At 52.6% G+C, this 18,471-nt stretch carries 17 protein-coding genes; 3 read left to right on the top strand and 14 right to left on the bottom strand.

The genetic code is table 11. The annotated features are described in order from the left end of the window. The first annotated feature begins 219 nt into the window (after nucleotides 1–219). Nucleotides 220–1,515, top strand: coding sequence for a replication initiation protein (locus PNAP_RS21100; protein WP_157040458.1), 1,296 nt, complete (start codon nucleotides 220–222; stop codon nucleotides 1,513–1,515). A 263-nt stretch (nucleotides 1,516–1,778) separates the two neighbouring features. On the opposite strand, the gene PNAP_RS21095 is transcribed toward PNAP_RS21100, so the two are convergent. Continuing rightward, nucleotides 1,779–2,315, bottom strand: coding sequence for a lytic transglycosylase domain-containing protein (locus PNAP_RS21095; RefSeq protein ID WP_011797899.1), 537 nt, complete (start codon nucleotides 2,313–2,315; stop codon nucleotides 1,779–1,781). A gap of 270 nt (nucleotides 2,316–2,585) precedes the next feature. Between PNAP_RS21095 and PNAP_RS26065 the strand changes: the two genes are divergently transcribed. Continuing rightward, entirely contained in the window at nucleotides 2,586–3,017 is a 432-nt protein-coding gene (locus PNAP_RS26065; protein WP_011797898.1) for a hypothetical protein, read from the top strand. 21 nt (nucleotides 3,018–3,038) lie between these two features. Continuing rightward, a complete protein-coding gene (locus PNAP_RS21090; protein ID WP_011797897.1) occupies nucleotides 3,039–4,706 on the top strand; it encodes a UvrD-helicase domain-containing protein in 1,668 nt (555 codons plus the stop codon). A 66-nt stretch (nucleotides 4,707–4,772) separates the two neighbouring features. Here PNAP_RS21090 and PNAP_RS21085 read toward each other — a convergent pair whose 3' ends face one another. The 13 genes from PNAP_RS21085 to PNAP_RS21025 all read right to left on the bottom strand — a co-directional run bounded on the left by PNAP_RS21085 (nucleotide 4,773) and on the right by PNAP_RS21025 (nucleotide 18,469). After that, nucleotides 4,773–5,102: a hypothetical protein gene (locus PNAP_RS21085; RefSeq protein ID WP_041377537.1), complete on the bottom strand. Its 330-nt coding sequence runs from the start codon at nucleotides 5,100–5,102 to the stop codon at nucleotides 4,773–4,775. Nucleotides 5,103–5,104: 2 nt separating this feature from the next. Then, nucleotides 5,105–6,403, bottom strand: coding sequence for a TrbI/VirB10 family protein (locus PNAP_RS21080; RefSeq protein WP_011797895.1), 1,299 nt, complete (start codon nucleotides 6,401–6,403; stop codon nucleotides 5,105–5,107). 6 nt (nucleotides 6,404–6,409) lie between these two features. Further along, complete coding sequence (locus tag PNAP_RS21075) at nucleotides 6,410–7,252, bottom strand: TrbG/VirB9 family P-type conjugative transfer protein (protein ID WP_011797894.1); 843 nt, start codon at nucleotides 7,250–7,252, stop codon at nucleotides 6,410–6,412. Then, nucleotides 7,249–8,022 carry a type IV secretion system protein gene (locus tag PNAP_RS21070; protein ID WP_157040457.1) on the bottom strand — a complete coding sequence of 258 codons (774 nt, stop codon included), beginning with the start codon at nucleotides 8,020–8,022 and terminating at the stop codon, nucleotides 7,249–7,251. Before PNAP_RS21070 ends, PNAP_RS21075 begins: the two co-directional genes overlap by 4 nt. A gap of 102 nt (nucleotides 8,023–8,124) precedes the next feature. Further along, nucleotides 8,125–9,339 carry a type II secretion system F family protein gene (locus tag PNAP_RS21065; RefSeq protein WP_011797892.1) on the bottom strand — a complete coding sequence of 405 codons (1,215 nt, stop codon included), beginning with the start codon at nucleotides 9,337–9,339 and terminating at the stop codon, nucleotides 8,125–8,127. Then, entirely contained in the window at nucleotides 9,339–11,300 is a 1,962-nt protein-coding gene (locus PNAP_RS21060) for an ATPase, T2SS/T4P/T4SS family (RefSeq protein WP_198140731.1), read from the bottom strand. The genes PNAP_RS21065 and PNAP_RS21060 overlap by 1 nt, the downstream gene beginning before the upstream one ends. Nucleotides 11,301–11,310: 10 nt before the next feature. Further along, a complete protein-coding gene (locus tag PNAP_RS21055) occupies nucleotides 11,311–12,165 on the bottom strand; it encodes a hypothetical protein (RefSeq protein ID WP_011797890.1) in 855 nt (284 codons plus the stop codon). Beyond that, complete coding sequence (locus PNAP_RS21050; protein WP_011797889.1) at nucleotides 12,152–13,510, bottom strand: hypothetical protein; 1,359 nt, start codon at nucleotides 13,508–13,510, stop codon at nucleotides 12,152–12,154. Before PNAP_RS21050 ends, PNAP_RS21055 begins: the two co-directional genes overlap by 14 nt. Further along, a complete protein-coding gene (locus PNAP_RS21045; protein WP_011797888.1) occupies nucleotides 13,511–15,133 on the bottom strand; it encodes a lipoprotein in 1,623 nt (540 codons plus the stop codon). It lies immediately after the preceding gene. Between the two features lie 62 nt (nucleotides 15,134–15,195). Beyond that, entirely contained in the window at nucleotides 15,196–15,669 is a 474-nt protein-coding gene (locus tag PNAP_RS21040) for a toxin co-regulated pilus biosynthesis Q family protein (RefSeq protein WP_011797887.1), read from the bottom strand. Nucleotides 15,670–15,701: 32 nt separating this feature from the next. After that, entirely contained in the window at nucleotides 15,702–16,313 is a 612-nt protein-coding gene (locus PNAP_RS26060) for a TcpQ domain-containing protein (RefSeq protein ID WP_011797886.1), read from the bottom strand. Between the two features lie 212 nt (nucleotides 16,314–16,525). Further along, nucleotides 16,526–17,749: a type IV secretion system protein gene (locus PNAP_RS21030; RefSeq protein ID WP_011797885.1), complete on the bottom strand. Its 1,224-nt coding sequence runs from the start codon at nucleotides 17,747–17,749 to the stop codon at nucleotides 16,526–16,528. Nucleotides 17,750–17,755: 6 nt separating this feature from the next. Beyond that, nucleotides 17,756–18,469, bottom strand: a complete 714-nt coding sequence (locus PNAP_RS21025; protein WP_011797884.1) for a hypothetical protein — start codon at nucleotides 18,467–18,469, stop codon at nucleotides 17,756–17,758. Nucleotides 18,470–18,471 lie beyond the last annotated feature (2 nt).

The raw sequence follows: 18,471 nt of genomic DNA, 5'->3' as shown, positions 1-18,471 counted from the left end.
AAACAGGTACCACAGAGGCTGGGAACCCGCATGGATACAGGGTTCCAGCATGCCTAAAGGTATTAAAGGTATTAAAGTGTTTAACAAAGAATACACAACAGCAAAAAAGAGTGTCGAGTTCAAAACTTAAAACGAAGAAGGATCGGAACTTGTTCTACATCTGGTACTGAGGTACTATCGCCAATCACAAGAAGATACCTTCAAACAAAACAAGTGCACATGGCGTCAAAAAGCATAGATGATCAAATTGGACTCTTTTCTACCAAAGATGTACCCAATGCATTTCGCAAAGCCGTTCAGGTTGTGCATTCGAAACCAATGGCGCCACTCTCGCTTGTGCAAAGAAAGTTGCTCAATTCCTGGCTTAAAAATGCCGCTAACACCCCACACGATTCTGAAGGGTGGTGGGCGATCCGAATTGACGCGGTGTGCAATGAGATTGGATTTAATTCCAACAACCGGTCTTATCTAAAGGAAAGTTCCGAAGCGCTGATGAGAATCATCTTCACCTGGGACGTACTTGCCCCTGAAGAAAAGCGAGCCCGATGGAAAGCCTCAGTTCTATTTCCTGAAGTTGAAATCACTCGGTATCTCATCAAGTACCAGATCAGCAGCCAACTTCAAGCTCACATCCTCAAACCCGAGATGTACGCATTAATTGATCAAGCTGTTTTACGTAAATATCGACGAGCAGCATCTGCGGGAATTTATGAGCACTGCATTCGTTTTGAAAAAATCAACCAGACACCGGCCATTCCATGGCAAGAGTTTCGCGACATTATTTTGGGTGTTTCAGCCGATAAGAAATCTTATAAGGAATACAAGAGTTTCAAGCAAAAAGTATTAAACCCATGCATAGCAGAAATTAACGCTGAAGGCGCTATCCAAATTGAATTGCGAGAAACAAAAGTTGGCAAAACTGTAGAAGGCGTTTTTTTTAAAGTCCAAAAACCCAAACTTGCCGCCACTTCAACTGAGGATGTTTCCGCAGATGAAGCAAAACTCATTGGTAACATGGTCCTATTGGGAATCATGCACTCGGAAGCAAAACGCATGCTTCAACAAAATCCCGCCAGCACTATTGAGCAAGCATTGGCATACACCAATGAGCGACGAGCAAGTACGAAAGCTGAGAAACTGGAAAATCCCGCCGCATATTTCCGCAAAGCACTGTCCCAACGATGGCAAGCATCAGTTGATATAGAAGATGCTGTGGACAAGGTTGCACCAGCAGTAAGACCGCAAAAGCAAGACATACCCGCAATGTACAAGGCCAGCAAGATCGATGAAGCTGATGAATACTTTCAAGAGCTGGATGGTGGTGACCAAAGCGAGTTGATCTCGATGTACAACAATCAGCAAAGCATGAAAACTCTTTTGCTCAAGTCCAAACCCACGAAACCTTCCCAGGCAGCTTTTAATCAATGGTTAATGCGGCACCTCTGGGGTGATCCAACACCAGAGCAATATATCGAGTTCGCGCAAAATTTACTAAATACTCGTTCGCAAACTTAAGTCACAGTAACAAGGCAGAAGATTTAATACACCTGAGTTGTCTGTGAGTTCGTCAAGGACAGGTAGTGCGCTTTAAAAGAAACTGGGTGCAGCCCTTGCTAATATTCCACGATTTGGGTTATGTTAAGTTGCAAAGCGATTTCAATAATAATCTGACCTTTTTCTTGCGTTTTCGCTTGAATTGACCATTTTTTGCGCAAAACGGTCATACGTCAAAGCGACCTAATTAGGTCGCTTTGACGTTGATGCCACTCCCCACCGAGTTAGTTGTCCACTCTTACAGCAGCTTGAGCCTGCCGCATAACCTTATCGAGTGAAGCGCGGATACGGCCTTGGTAAGCGACGTTGTACTGGTCAGTGATGGAATGGTAGGCGCCAACAGCCGTCCAGGTGTTGCCAAATCGGTTCATCTTGAGACGCAACAGGTATGCACCTGTCATGACGTTGGTGCAGGGGTCCAGGAGCATTGAGCCCGTCATGCCCGCCCGGTACAGACGCTCGCCCGGGCTGATATGCACGGTATTGATGCCCATGAGTCCAATGTCCACGGAACCGTTGCTATTGACGAGCTGCAACGACGGATTCATCCGCGACTCATGTAGCGCGATGGCCCTCAGGATGTACTCGTTGACTGTATAGCGTGCGCTGGCCTCGGCAAAGCAAAAGGCATTTGCCGATGGCTGCCAGACAAGGAACAGGCCCAGCAGAGCAAAAAAACGGGTATGCGGGGACCGAACCACACGGTGCAGGAGATGTGTTCCCTCGCTCTGTTTCGGCTCTTTTTTCAGTAATTTGAACATTGACCAGGATGTTCGCAAAATCAGGGAGGTATTCGAGCGCGAATGGCGGCCTAATTAGGCCGCCAATTGGGCTGACCTTTTGAAGTGAACTCGAATTGCAGCCTCCAATTCAACATTTTTGAGCGTTTTAGCTGGCTTTTCAGCACTATCGTTGCTTGATGCCCATCATCTCCCCCCACCGTCAAACTTGTCTCCCTCGGCTCAGATCCAGTTGAGACTGCAATACTCAGTTTTAAAAAGCCAATTCCGTTTCTGATCGGAACATTTCACATGAATGTGCCGATTCATGGAACACCCAAAGCTTGCGAAGTGTTTGAAATGTGCCATCCTTTAGATGGGGACAAAATATACTTCGATGGTATGCGCAATGCAAACATTATTCGGCATGGCCATCGCTGGCCGATGTGGCTTATGCCCATTGCAATGAATTATCAGATGATGAGCTATCCTGAGCCAGCAAGGGCAGGCTTGGCACGAATCAAGCCGATTCAAAGCTCTTGGTCAGGAGGTTATCTTGCGCTCGATGATATTTTGCAATCTCAAGAATCTATGAGATTTCCACCAGGCCCGACAACGCTTTTGAGCGAAGACGAAGTTCGGTTATGGATGGAAAACTGCGATCTAATGAGAACGTGCGATTTTGGCTCGAACGAATGGCGTGCGATCCGCCCCATCAAGAAGTTACGACAAATTTACAAATAGTAAACGGATAAAAATTAAAACATGCTCATTACTGCCCAGCAAACTGCAATCTCAACCGCTAATCTCTTTGGCGTCACCAAAGTGGTTGCTTATGCTGGGACAGGTAAAACGACAACGCTGGAAAGCCTTGCAAAAGTCCAAGCCGGTCAGGGCCTCTCAGGGCTGTCTCTCGTGTTTAACAAAAGCGCAGAGCAGGATGCAAAGAAGCGCTTCCCGAAGGAGTGGGTTACGGTCAAGACCATAAATGGCTTGGCCCACGGGGTTGTATCGCCCAGGTATAAAGGGAAATTTCGTGGTTATTCCCTCAAGTCCATCGAGGTCATCAAGTTTATGGGACTGGCCTGGAACTGGATTTTCGCCAAGCAAGTTCTCGATACGCTGAATTTTTGGTGCGCCTCGGATTCGCACGAATTTCCCAAGACAGCCATGTCATTCAATGGCCCGCCTGTCGGTCCGCCTGACATGCTGGACTATGCGGCTGTAGTGGCCAAGCAATTATGGGAACGCATGATCGACCTGCACGACGAAGTTCCAATCTCCCACGACGGTATCTTGAAGCTCTACCAACTCAGCCAGCCGCGCCTGTCCTATCCGTATTTGATGCTCGATGAGGCCCAGGATACGAACCCGGTGACTTGGGACATCATGCGCCGGCAGAGCAGTCCGCTGGTGATCGTCGGTGACCCCTACCAATCGATTTATCAATTCCGTGGCGCCTGCAACGCCATGACGGATGCCCAGGCGGTGCAGACATTCCCGTTGACGCAAAGCTTCAGGTTTGGGCAATATGTGGCCGAGATTGCCAATGCGCTTCTTTGGGGTTTCTATGCTGAGACCACCCCCCTTGAAGGGCTCGGACCCAACACCAGGGTCGGTCCAATCAATTTTTTGTCTCCGCACGCGGTCATCTCACGGACCAACGCGGCCATCTTCTCGCAAGCTGTTATTGCCATGCAGGCCGGCCAGAAGATTGGCTTCATAGGCGGTGTGCAAGGCTATAACTTCAACAAGATTGTGGACACTTGGTACCTTATGGATGGACAAACGGGCGAAATCCGTGATCCGTTTCTCAAGGACTTTCACAATTTTGAGCAACTGGCCGAGTACGCTGAAAACGCTAATGATCTGGAGGTCAAGCGCACCATTGAAGCGGTCCAGACCTATGGCGCCAGCGTCCTGCAGATCGTGCCGGCGATCCACGAAGCCTGTGTTCAGGACTTGAGCAAGGCCCACCTGACCCTGTCCACGGCCCACAAGTGCAAGGGCTCGACACTGAGGTCGGTTCGGCTGGCCGATGATTTCCCTGACTTGCTCAACGGCCAGGGGGAAATGTTGGCCACAGAGGAACTGAGCAGGCAGGAAGTCAACTTGTACTATGTCGTCTTGACCCGAGCAACGCATGAGTTGCAGCTTAATGACACCATGCTGGCGTTCCTGTCCAGCATGGAGATGGACACAGACCGATTCAGGCAAAACGCCGGTGCTGCGCAGTACGCCGTGGTGCCCGACCGGCCGGCAGCTCCCGAGGCGGCTGCAGTGCCCTTGCGAAGGATTCCAAAGGCTTGGCTGCCTGAAGGCGGGCAAATGCCAGGCGCCTTCTTTGATGAGTCCACATGCCAGCCAACGCCGGTGGTGGCCAAGCCATCTGACATGCCCTCGCGAGGGAATCAGATCGACTTGTTTTCCTGAAATTTGATTATTTGCCTCAACAAGGCGGCAGCCCCGGCAATGATGGAACTCGCGCTGGCCGGGCTGCTATTGAATTGGAATGCTTAATGGCTCGATCCTGCTATCGATCTCAATGTAGAAGGACGGCGGAGCATCTGCAATCGTGAAGTACGACCCCTCTGAGGCCATCATCATAGTTTGACCGGAAAGCGTTCTGGCAGACCCCAGGAAAACATTTTTAGCTGGCACGAGCCACACTTTGCCACCTTGGCGCCAAGCGTATGACAAGCCTTGAGGCAGCGCTTCGGCGTAGCGCATGCTGGCTTCATCGACTCTAAAACTCTGGAAAGCGCAACCACCGAGCAAGGCAGATGCAGCCATAAGCACTACCGCTGAAGCAATTTTGATTTTTGCCATGTTCACTTGCGGCCCCTGTACGGTTCGAGCTCGATGTCCTTGGACAGCATCAAGGTGAAAGGCTCACCCACTTCGATACTTCCCGTGGGCCTGATGCTGGCATTGCGTGCTGAAATCTGCTTGATCGTGTCGTAAAGCGTTGTTCCCAAAATCGAGCCACCCGTTCTGCTGCCACCAGATACCGTGTCAGAAATGGACACGTTTTGCTGACTTTTCGGAAGTAGCAACGATGCTGCGCCGACCATGAACGAGGTTTTGAACATCTCATAAAAGTGATTGTCCACATCAGCCGGAATGCCGCTGGCGCCTTGCATGTCTGCTGCCGGCGTGCCAGACAGCGACATGCTTTTACCGTTCGGGAAGATCAACCGTTCACCTGCCACGAGGATGCGCGAGTCGCCGACCAGCATACTGTTCAGGTAGGGAAGGATGACGAGCGAGCCACGCGGGATCAGCAAAATGCTCTGGGTCACGGAGTCATAAACGTCACTGCGCACCCTACCCCTGGCCGTGCCTGGGTTGTCTGTGTTGATGGCGCGGTCCAGAATGACTTGCACAATCGTGCCCTGGTACAAAGCCGCTGCAGCTCTTGCGGGTGCGAGTTTTGTTGCTTCCTCTAGCGAGGCGTTGCGCGTGCGCAGTAAAAACTCGTCCTGATTGCTGCCCTTGGCGAGCGGTTGAGGTTTTTCAACGGGTTGGGCCAGCGATTTTTCAAGGATGCCATTTTGTTGCGCCAGTGCCCTTGCCAATGCAGAGTCCGGACCGTCTGCTTCAGAGTCAGCCTTTTTTCTCGGTTGATCCCGCAGCGTAATGTTGATGTCGCTCGGCTCCATTGCGCTAGCCATGATGGTTTCGCGTCGATTGGCCTCGATTTGCCGGGGCGTCAAGACGCTGGCTCCGTCCGGGTTATTTGACATTCCGGCCGGAGGGGTGGGATGAACTTGTGGAGGCGGGACAGAAACCTCTACAGTTGGAGGCGGAGGCTTGGGCTGACTCTTGAGCTGTTCGATGATGGAGCCAGGTGTTTCCTGATGGGCATCTGACTTTTCAACCACGACAGTTTTTTTTTCCTTAGATGGTGGAAACAAGGAGGGGTAAAGCATATAGCCAGCTACTGCAGCGCCTACAAGCACGATGCCTAATTTTTTAAGGTTTCGCGTTGGCTTGCCGCGCTCCATCGCCTCTTGTTGTCTGCTGATTTCATCCTGTTGTTCTCTGGAAATCGGATCGATCAATTCCTCCGGGGCTGACATGTTCAGCGGATCGGTCATCAGCGGTGGAGGCTGCACATTCGAGGCCATGGCTTGCTATTCTTTCGTGAGCTTGACTTCGACAGATTTCTTGATCTTCAACAGCCATTTGGGATTGGTACGCTCCACCTTGAGAACGTCGCGGTCATCGTGTCCCTTGCGGTCGAGCACCGTGTAATTGATCGGCACGAGTTTGTTATCGGTGTCCACCAAAAACAACGCGGGCAGATCCTGAATGCCCGGCGGCATGCGTATAAACGTCATCCGCCCATCGTCATAGGCGTGCATGCGTTCGTACTCCTTGTTGCCTTCGACGCGAAAGAACACCAGATTATTTGGGCTGATGGGCTGCGGGGAAAGCTCTTGATCACGCTTGCGCTCTTCTTCTGCGGCCGCCGCGTCCGCTCGCTTGCTGGTTTTGGCTTGCTGGTTGAGCAGGATGCCCTCCTCATCGTCCGGATAGACGAAATAGGCTTTTTGAATCCGCTCCGTTGCACGGGTTGTCGCGACGAGCTCGAACTGGTAAACGCGCTTGTCCGTGACCAGTGTGAGGGAGGTGCTGACATCTGCCTTCAGCGCCTTGATATAAATGTTGTTCTGGTTCCCGGATACCCGCCATTGAATCGTCTCGCCCATCTTGGGCTTTTCGATCAATTCTTCATCCGGCCCGAGAGGGATATGGGTGTGCATGCCGACCGTCACCGGCAGCGTGTAAACCACATCGGGAGAATATGCAAAAACCCGGATTCGCGAGTCCAGACCGCCTGGCACGGCAACCGATAGGCCATTGACTGCGCTGTTGGGCGGGCTGGACACGGCCGCATTGCCTTGACAGCACATGGCCAGTAACCCACCCGTGACAAGTGCAGTGGTGGCTGAGTGAAAGCGAAAGCGAATCATTTTGGTAGTTCCTCGGAAATATTGAAGCTTTGGACTGCAAGTCCTGTCGGGTTTCTAAGCACGTCTTCGCGCGAGTACTGCTTGACCGTGGCAAGCGTGACCGTCATCGCATAGGACTTCACTACCTTCGGAGCCCCTGGTGCCGAGCGTGACGTTAAGGAATAGCGGATGAGCGCTACATTGGTATCGATCATGTTGACTGTCTGGCGGCTGAATTCACGGATGTAGCTCGGTTTGTCGGCGAGCAGCTGGGCCGGCTGGTTTTCTGTGCGGCTCAGATAGTCTCTGATCTGATCCACTGCAACACCAAGTGATCTGGACGAAGCTCGCTCGACGCTTCTTTGCCAGGTTGCCGAATTGATCTCAGTCAGATCTGTCGCCCAATCGATGACCCATGCCTGCTTGACGCCGTCGTCTGCTGTAAACCGCTGGGCATCTGCGTTGGCAACCGCTACCCTGCCCTGGCCGTCCCGGTTGATCTGGATGGTTTCTACCGTTTTGAGCGGTATCAAGAGTGCCAGGGCCGCCGATTGCAAGACGGTGACAACAATCATGGAAATTGAAATAAGCCTCCAGCGATGCGTCTGGATAGCCTCAAGCGATCCACGCTCGAAATAGACCTGCATTGCTGCTTGGGCCATCGGACCGGGCACCGTGCCGAGAACAGATTTCTTTTCGCTCTCAGTCGCTTTTTTTATAGAAGGGATAGTTGCCATATGTCCAACATTGTTGAATTTGTTGGGACCATCTTGCGGGTGAATGTGAGGCATAAAACCGCGCTTTTTATTTGGTTTTCAGTTGCCACCAGATTCCGCACAAAAAAAAAGCCGCCTCTGGCAAGTGGCGGCGATAGGTCTGCATGACGGAATCAGTCAAGACGACATAAAGCTCTTGAGCGCGTCGATCATTGCTTTTGAAGTTGAAAGATGAGCACCTACCCATATACCCACAATACCGAAGGCTGCCCCAAGCAACAACATTGCAATTATTTTGGCTTGCTTTTGAACTGAAGTGAGCGTTGGACCCTCGACACGTTCGCCGGCTTTTTGCAAACCGATGGCTAAACCCTGCCCATCCTGGACGTCGACAAGAAAGAAGAACGATTCACGGTCCATGATGCCCGTGTTCAAGGCATTCGTGATCGCGGTGCTGTTGTCCAGCGATGAAAGATCAAGATTTTGCATGTTCTCGATCATTTTCGTGATGTGCCAGCGCCTCCAAGGAGTCGTGTGGTTGGCCATCTGCTGCAATGCAACCATTAAATTGTCACTGACATTTCCACGCTTTTTAACCATGGTACTCAACACGGCCAGAAACAGAGCACCCTGCAAATCACGGTACAAACCCCAGATAAAGTATTGATCAAGTTTTTTGCGGTACTTGCCCACGTAATTGGGAAGCGACCAGATCACCCCATAGAGAAGCATCGCGACGCCACCAACAATATAAAGGAGGTAGCTTTCAATGAAGTCAGAAAACGCGAAAAGTTTTTTGGCAATTGCCGGTATGTACTCCGGCGGTATCACGAAGGTTTTTTTGATCATGGGAACGGTGTACATCGGCGTGATGATCATCACTGTAAGCATGATGACAATGGCTAGGACGCCCATGAATGTCGAAGTCATGAATATGGACTTTGCCCTGCTGATCAACAGTGAAATTCTGGCCAGATCCCGCAGCGTCGAAGGCAAGGCGCCCGCACCAGCCGCTTGCCCCATTCTGATCAGCGCAATGTCTTCCCTGGGCAGCGTGCCGGTAAAGGTCAAGGCCAGATCACCACCGCTATCCATGATTTTTGTTGCCCAATGCGCTGACAACACACCACGCGGCGTCTTGATCGGTTTGCCATCCTCATTTTTGGAATACCGAACTGCATCACGCTCGAACATGGTTGAGTATTTAAGCTCTTTCGCATTTTCGATTCGGTCGGCTGTTGATTGATAAAACTCGGGCAAGCTTTTCTTGAACTTTCGGGCAGCTGAAGCAACCGGGTCATTGAAGATTTTAAAAAACTGACCAATATCGGAGAGCACTCCGGAAAAGGTTATTTTTCCTCCTACCGTTTCAACATCATGGGTTTGACTCATTACCTTACCTTTTTAAGTGCTGTGTAAACTTGCTTTTCAACGTGTTCAGCGTAGTGCTTCGAAGACGCACGCATCATTTCTTCCCGTTCGAACGAATGAAACCGGGGCTCAATCTCGCGCGGGTCCAGGATGCCGGTGGACATTTTGTAAACGGCGCATTCCATTGCGCTCTTTCCTACCATCAACGGGTCGTCAAATCGGGTGCTGCCCCGCAACTCGGCTACGTGGCGCCGCATTCCAATGCTGTCGGCCTGCTTGACCATCGAGAGCAGCGTTTCGTCAGGCTCCACCATTTCTGCTGCAAGTGTTCTTCCTTTAAAGCCATTGAGCTCGGGCAGTCCTTCATGCCGGCATTTGGGGCAACCCTCCCGGTTGCCGATGCGCAGCATGGATTCGTCCAGGTCATAGAGCCTTTGTAGCCGTTTGATGTAGTCATTACCGGAGGCCTTGTACTCTGCATGGCCTTGCTGGGTAATGCATTTAAGTGGCAGCGCACAGGTACACAGCTTGGGCAGCAATGCCTGGTATGTGATGAGCTTGACGTTTCCCGGAACCGAGAGAAAGTCACGCGAAACTCCCACCATGTCGCTCGCTAGCTTGTCGAAGGCGCCCAGTGCTGAAGGTGTGTGGGTCGTGCAGTACACGGATGTGCCCATCAGCACAATGTCCACCATCAGCATTCCGGTAGCCTTGTCACGGATTTCACCGATCAAAATGTCATTCATCGCAAAGCGCTTGGCGGTTTTTGCGATGGCGTCAAATTCCTTGCCCGTGTCGCCTTCGAGCGGCCGATTGATGGACTTTTGCAGCATGCCGGGGATCAGGATTTCTACCGGATCTTCGATGCCCAGCTTTTTTCGGTAATCAGGCAGGCTGCCCATGAGGGACGCGATCGTGACGGATTTGCCGGAGTTCACAACACCTGCCAGGATAATCGCGCCCTTCTCGGCATTCATGGCCCGGTTGTAGGTGGCAATCTGGTCTGGCAAATACGAGAGTTGCTCAAGCGTCAGGATGTTGGCATCCGATTTGATGATCCGCGTCGTGACGGAGGGGCCAGGCGATTCGGTCGATGCTGAGGCCCATCGAAGCATGATCGGCTTATCGTCAATTTTCAATGCGATCCGGCATTGCTGCTCGACGCGCGTGTCATAGCTAGGCCCATTGCCGCCCGTGCCAGACATCCAGGCAACGCTCAGAATCTGGAACATGGTTTGTGTTGGCATGCGCCACATCTGTGGAGCCACATAACGGCCGTTGATGGTGAAGCGGACCTCGCTGTGTTCTTCGTTGAAGTTCAGGTTGAAGTGAACGTCAGATGCGTTTTGCCGCACTCCCCACTGGATGATGTTTTCCAGCGCGACGTAAAAGGAATGCTTCTTCGGATCGGAATTTATTTTTCTGCGATTGCTCAAGCTGTTTTTGTCAATTTCCCCGCGGCTTAGCGAGAGCATCAGCGAATGCGGAATGATGACTCTGGAGGCGTGTTCCCAGAGTTTGAATTCGTGCTTGTGTTGCTTGGGATTTGCCAAGATCGAAAGGAGTTCTACCACTTCATCCGAGTTGGCATACAAAGGATTGACGAGGATGGCAATCCTTGCGGCCTCACTTCCCTGAACGCCTCCAAACAGTGCGGGCTGGACGTTATAGCCAAGGTGACTGCCGAGCTGGAAGTCATTGACGAGACCTTCAAACAACAGAGGAAGCGTTGCAAAGTCTTTGATGGTTTCCACGGAAATGGATTTTCCAAATGGCCCGTGCTGGACATTTGTAGAAGCTACGGAAGTAGCGAACGCTTCGATATTGCTAGGGATGTCTTCACTGTCGGCCATGGCGTCAGCCACCGAAACCTTCAGGGGCTTGCGCGGGCGAAAATTGACGGCTGCTGCAATGTCCGAAGCGATAACTTGATTTTCAACCAGTGCGGGTCGTAAAAAAAGTTTTCTAAAAAGGTTCACCATGGCCATCTATTCAAAGGGTGGCAATAGGCGCTACCGGTGCAACGCGGGGAGGGGTAGAGAACGGTGCGGGAAACGGCAGTGGAACAGGCATAGGCATTGCACCTGCGCCGCCCCCGCTACTTCCGAATGCTGGCGGCGGCAAAAATGCCTCGGGCCGCTTGAAGCAGACCGTTTGCTCCGTAGTCTGAACGCCATTGGATTGGTGCAATTTTTTGCCCTTTGCCGCCCTGACCTTCTTGGCTTTAGGGGCCGATGCTTCATTGCGCTCAAAAGTGGCACAGCTGCCCTTTACCGCAACCATGAGCCAGCCTGCTATCGGCGTTGGGTTGGTTTCACGAATCCAGGTCTGGGTGCCGGCGATGTTTGCATTGATGACTCGCTCACCCTGGATGCCCATGATGGCGTCTATCTTAATGCTCGATGCCACGGCATTGGCTTGCTTGATGGCATTGGCTTTGTTTTCTGCCGCTTTGCGTGCTGTTACTGCAAGCGTCAAATTCACTGGTGCATTGGCAACAGGCTCTTTTTCAGTTTTCTTGGTTTCGTCAGCCAGTGCCTTGCGCTCCTTGGAAAGCGCTATCTGGTCGTCGATTTCAAGCAGCTCGCGGATTGTTTTTGCGCTGCTCAGTGTTCCTACGGGCCCCTTGCCCTCTTGCTTGCTTACTTCTGCCCTTTTGGTATCTGCGCTGACCCGGGCTACCGCAACACCTGAGGCAGCGCCAGCGGGACGTGCAGCCGAAGCAGCCGCTGCAGACGCTGCCAAAGCGGTGCCAGCGACGGCGGGCACATTTTGAGCCGATGCGTGCAGTGAAAGTGCGCCGAGCAATGACAGTGCGAAGTGCGAAAAAAAGTTAGTTTTTGGCATAGAAGTTTCCCTTGAGTTCCATGGTGATGGCGGAGTCCTTGGCGCTCGGTTGTTTGCCGCGTTCGATCCGCAGTGATACGTTGGTCCATGCAACGTCATTAATCCAAGTCTGAAATGCTGCAATGTCACGCAGCGGAGCGATGATCTTGAGCATGCTGACTTTTGGAATGAGCATGTCCGCTGGCAATGCAATAGGCTGGCCTTCGTTTGTTTTTGGCTCGGGGACTGGCACTTTTACAAACGTTCCCATGGGCGCTGCCGAGTCAGCAATAAGGGGGGTGATCTGCTGCAGCTGTGACATGGTGATCAGCTCATAGTCGGCGACAGGTTTGAGCGACTTCACATCGAGTTTTACAGCGCTGGCTGCTATGTCATAGCGCACCTGAACGTCCCTCATCGGTGTAAACGTAGTGATCCAGTCTTTGGGTTTCGCCGCTTCGAAGGCTTGATTGGTATGGCTGCGCTTGCTTGCAGAGTATTTAGTTGTGCATTGCCAGGATTTCTGGCCCCAGACACAATCGAACGCTGATGCCTGCCACCCTGCAACTACCAGGGGCTGGTTTGCCAGAGCGTCAAGCAATTCATTCAAGCTTCCTTGACTCGACACCGGATGAGCGCGGACCCATTCGTCCAAAGCGTCTTTCCACGCTTCGCTAGGGTCGATGACCGCAATTTCCTTGGGCTTGTGGAAGACGTTGGAGATGGCTGGAACGATGAAACGCTGCCCCACCAGCAGAATCAGTGCAATGCCACCGATGTAAAGAACCTTTTTCGGAACGGCCTCGAACCTTTCGCTCAATCCTTTGCTTGTCGGTCGGATCGTCGCATTTTTACGAAATTCCTTCGATGCGAGCCCTTCTGAAATTGCATCCCATCCGTACTCGGCTGCGAACCCGAGCTCGACATCACCAATCAGGTGTGCCTCTTCAAAACGGACCTTGAACGCATTGACGATCTTCTCGAAGGTCAGCGCATCGTTAACAACGATGTCATATCCCGAGACAACCGAGCCGTTTGAAACTCCGCAAAGCCACGTATCAGTCTCGTTAAGGGCCAGGCCGATGAGAAAGTCACCCATCGTTTTCTGTGAAGCCACAATGCCTGCAGCAGAAATATAGGTCGTCTTGACTCCCGGCTTGAGATTGGTGTAACCAACACTGCCGATGTTGGGCGTATGGGTGTAGTGGCTGGCCTTGGCCAGCACAGCAGCCTGCACAGCCATCGCACCTAATTTTTGCCCCAGCAACACCTTCCAGGTCATGCCCAGAATAATTGTCACTCCTGGCGGGGCAACGGAGCCATCTCCCAGTAGGACCGGTTCAGCTAACTGGTTGTTTGCTGACATTTAAACGCCATCCTCAGCAACGGCGGTAACCACCAGAATCATGGAGCGCCTGTTCTTTTTCAAAGAGTCGGAGCCACCCAGGAGGATTGGGGCTCCATCGACAAGGCGACGATCCTTGCTGTTGTCAACGGTCTCGGACAAGCCTCCAATGACGGTTGGTACACCCACGCGGACCACGGTGCGAACGATGTTGCTCACCTCGTCAATGTTGCGCTGCTGAATCGTGCTGGAGTTGCCGCCGGCCTGCACCGTGTAAGGTGTCAAGACACCGGTGCGGTCCTGGAAGTTCGCGCTGATGATGACTTGCCCGTCATCCTGGGCTTCAGGCGTGATGGTCAAGTAAGTGCCGATTTTTTCTTCTTTTTGCTTCACGCTGGGAGCGGTCTGGCTGTTGACTGCACCTGCATTCGTTTGCGTCAAAGTGACTTCTGAAACGTAATCAAAAATGGTGGGCAATCCAATAGATACCGGCGAGCCATTCTGGGTGCTTAATGGAAAGCTGCGTTGCTGGACCATCAGCCCCTGCTCGGACAGCGCTTTGACCAACAGGCCTGAGCCAGCAAAGCGCCCTGTGTTGGCAACCGCTCCAAATGCGCCGGCAGTGTCGGGCGCCAATGTTGTTGGCGCTCTGCTAGCGCTGCTCACGTTCAATGCACCGTAAACCAGATTCCAGTCCAGACTGAACTCGCGGTTGTCTTTGTCGCTGACATAGAACTGATCCACAACCAACGTCACGCGGCGCGTGAGGCGCTTGTTTTCTTCTTCAAGGTAACGAGCGATGCTGTCGAGCACTTCGGGCGTATCGGTGACAGTGACCGCTTTTGTTTCGTGCGAGACATTGATGCTGCCGGCCATCGTGCCCATCGCCGTGATGGTTTTGCCGATAGCATCGATTGCATCGGCTTCCTTGATTTCAAACGTGGTGATCGAATTGTTGTCAAAACCGGTGGACTGCGTCGTTTTGGCTGTCAACTTCTGAGCCAGTGATTTGATGCGGAATGTGCGCGTGTCCAGCCTATAGAACTCTAGCGCCGAATCATTGGTCAATCGGTAGGAAACCGAATAGACCGCAGAGATTGTGTCGAGCAGCCTGGTGAGGGAAATGTCGGCCGCTTCAGGGGTAAAAACCCGTGTTGTGTTTGCACCCGAGTTGCCGGCTTCACCTGGCCGCGTAGCTGGGGCTGGTGCGGGACCCGCTCCTGCTGAAGCGCGGGGAACAAACGATGCGATTGGCAGGTTTGCGTCGGCCTTCACGCGCACTGGCAAGCCGGTTGCATCGGTGATGCAATTGGCCACAACTCGCAAGGTCACTGCATTGGCGCATTCAGAAGACAAAACGGTGGTGCGGACATTTTTGCGAAGTTGGGAAGGCACGCTGACTTCTTTGGAAAGCGGAATGCTCTTGCCCGCTATCCAGGGTGCGCCAACATCCTGGCCGTTGAACTTGTTGATGCCCATGTCACGCGCGCGGCTATTCGATGCAGTCGCCATGGCATCGATGTGCTGCCTTGTCTCGCCGAGCGATTGTTTGATTTCTTGCTTGCCGTTGTAGGTGCCGCAGCCCGGCAAGGCAATCGTGGCGAGGGCAGCCGTAACGAAAAGGCTTAAAAGATGTTGACGCATGGAAATCCTGAGAGTTGTTGAGAGCGATGTGGCTTTGAGCGAAAGTCTTGGGCAAGCGTCGCTTACTGTGTCTTGTTGACCTGCTGGCGTGAGCAGAGCTCGTTCAGCGGTATGACGCGCAAAACGTTGTTGCTGTAAAAACAGGGTTGTGCAGGCAAATCAGTCATTTCGGTGCTCGACAGCAACAAACGCGTCGCCATCTTGAAATCGCTGCCAAGGCTGGCCGAGCCCGCGATAGGAATGTCACGGTCGAGCGTCCAATGCTCAGGCTCGAACGTCCAGCCAATCATCTTTGTCCAGCGCACGAGTGCCTTGCGCAAATTTGCGTCTGCCGGCGTCGCTTCAAAACCTGCCTGCATGGCTGGAGCTGAAACGGGAGTTGCCTGATACACCGGCATGGCCACTTGCTGCGCCACTGGCATTTGGAGGGCTGGCCGACTGACGGAGCTTGGATAGGGAGCATCGATGAACCGGACCTGGGAAAAGGAAAGTCCGGAAGTGGCGATGAGGGCGACAAGGACGATGGTGGTTTTCATAATGGATTTGGATGAAATAGGTGAGTTCGGTGTCACTGCTTGACGGTGACGGCGATGACATTGTTTGAATAGGCAATTGCTTCGACCGGGAAAGCAAATTGAGTCTCCTGGTTGTTAGCCGAGCGTTTGCCGGCCAACTTGGAGTTGAGAGCTGTGACCAGCTTGCCGACGGCTTCGGTCAGCGACTGAGCCTCGACAGTTCCCGTGAGCAATGACAGGTCAGATTGGCCAGGGGCATCCCAGACCAGGGAGTAGCCCTGTGCTGCAGCCCATTTGGTCAGCACTTCAGACACTTTTTCTCCGCTGGAGATCGAATAGACGGGTTGCGCAGGCGCTGATATGCGCTCAGGCGGTGGTGCAGCAGCTGGGGCCATAGGTGCAACCGGCGCGGCCGCGATCACCGGCGAGGCCGCCATCATCGGGGTGGCAGGAATCACCGCCCCAGTGACGCGGCTGCACATTGCATTGGCGCGAGCCGCACCCAGGGTGTTTTGCCACGCCAATGGTGCTTCGTATCGGGCAGCGTCCGCGTTGTAGAGGCAATGAATCTTGCTTTGAGCCTGCGCTGAAAGCGATCCAAAAGCCAGAGCAGCCAAAACAAGTGTTTGAGTGCTTGAGAGTTTCCACTTTTTCAACCAGGTCATTTTTCAAAGTCTTTCTGTATTCCAGACAGACATTGAAACTTTAAGAAGCCTCAAAAAAGGATTGAAAGCTTTCTCTTAAATGGTGCCATTTCAAATAGAGCGAACAAAACGGCCACGAAAAGGCTTTTCCCAAGAAAATAGGCGGCCTAATTAGGCCGCCTATGTGTGGTTTGCCGTTGCTAACCATAGCAAGCCAGCTTTGGTTCAACCCATCAAGGCAAGGCTTTTCTTACAGCCGAGGCTGCAGTGGCAACACCTGAGCGAATGTTGTTGACTGCCCCGCCCGTCCTCGCATTGCTAATGGCCGCAGATGTTTGGGCTAGTGCATTCCCAGGGTTTGCTGCCGCCTTGGCTGTCGCCAGGGCAGCTTTCGCCGGATCTGCAGCTTTGCCCATGACGGCAACTGCTGAATTGCCCAACCCGTCTCCGCTCGTGACGGCCTGGCCAGCACCGGTTCGTCCAGGGAGAATGGAATCAGCAAAATTGGGGATGGCGGCAAAGATTTTGGCCGTGCCGACTGCAATCATCGCCATCGCCAGGGCTTGGCCCGAAACACTTCCTTCCCCAATAGCGCCAACCCCCGCTGTCACGACTTCCGTAAGCAATTTCAAAACGATCACGGTGACGGCAGTGAGAAATGCGCCGCCAACGAGGAAATTGAACCACTGGTTAAACCATCTACGGGTAAAGGTGCTGGCCAGGCAGGCGATAAAAATAGGTCCGATGGCAATGGCCAGCCCGACCACCACAGGCCCCATCAGCAAAACGCCTACCAGTTCAATCATTGCTGTGAAGGCAAAGAAGCACGCTAGCACCATGAGCGCTACGCCGAACAGCATATCTGCCGAGCCAGTCAGCCAGCTTGTGATACTGAAAGCACTGAACCCCTTGACGATGACATCAATAAATTTGACCAGGAAGCCAGTCATAAAGTTAGTGACAGATTCACCTACGGTCCCGCCGGTGGCGGTAATCACCATATCGCCGAACTTGACAACATCCCTGACGATGGATGCGTACTGGGAAATAAGGAATGCGGTTAAAACCGCAAATAAAATGCCTTCGATAGCGGCATCCGTTGGCGATTTGCGATTAGCCATGGCTAGCATGATGTGCCATAGCATGGATGCCAGTGCCAGCGCCCCTGCCAGGGGCAAGGCAACTGTGCTGGTAAGACTGCCTGCAATGGTCAAGCCTGAGCCCGTGAACCTTTTTATCAAGCTCTCACCGCTGTTGCTTTTGCCAAAGAGGTTCTCGATGACGGTTTGAATAACCGTCAGGCTCTGCGCATTCCCGGAATCTTTCACAGCTGCCGGGGTATTCGCAGCAAGCGCTGCACTGACTGGCGCTGGAATGGAAACGGGATCTTGCGCAAATGAAAAGCAAGCCATCAGGGAAAGTAAAAACCCGATGGTGATGTGGACCAGGACACGCATGAAAGATTACTTCTTCAAGATTTTCTTGAGTTCTGATGACATGTTTTGCTGGTATTTCATCTCTGCCTGGGCACGCTCTTGCTTTTCAGTGTTGATTTCTGAGGCATCAACGGCTTTTTTCGTCTGATCGGCCGCCATCATGGCCAGCATGCTGTTATTTTGTTGAATCAGCACCCCGACTGCAGCGGTCGTCGCTTGAGTCGCTTCGGTGACGCCACTCACGTTGCTGGCTTGGTCAACAATTTTTTGGTGCCGGTCAAACGCATCTTTCATTTGGTCTTGCGCCCGCCTGGAGTTGTCATAGAGGTTTTTCGCCACCGCATCGCCGGCTTTTGCGCGATCCCCGATGGACACGGCCATCGATCCGAAGTCCTGGTAGTTGCCCGAGCCAAACATCGCCTTGAGGTTGTCAAAGTTTTGCTGCACACCAAGCAAAGTGTTCTGCAAGGCATTTGCGGAGTCATAGACCCTTTTTACTTTGTCATACTCCCTTTTGAGGTCGGCAATATCTTTGCCGGCAAAGTTGGCACTGTTAGATTTGATCTGCTCCTGCAGTTGCCTGACCTGATCAATTTGCGCCTTGATCTGTTGGATGGCGGTGATGGTGGTTTGCGAGTAATTGGCTGCGTCGAAAACTAGCATGGCTTGCGAGAAGGTCGGCAAGAAACCCGCACACGCGATGGTGGCAATGGCGAGGCTTTTTTTGATATTCAGTTTCATGA

This window comes from Polaromonas naphthalenivorans CJ2 (assembly GCF_000015505.1).
Lineage (GTDB): Bacteria > Pseudomonadota > Gammaproteobacteria > Burkholderiales > Burkholderiaceae_C > Polaromonas > Polaromonas naphthalenivorans.
Note: the sequence above shows the minus strand (reverse complement) of the source record. Positions and strands in the feature narration are given on the sequence as shown.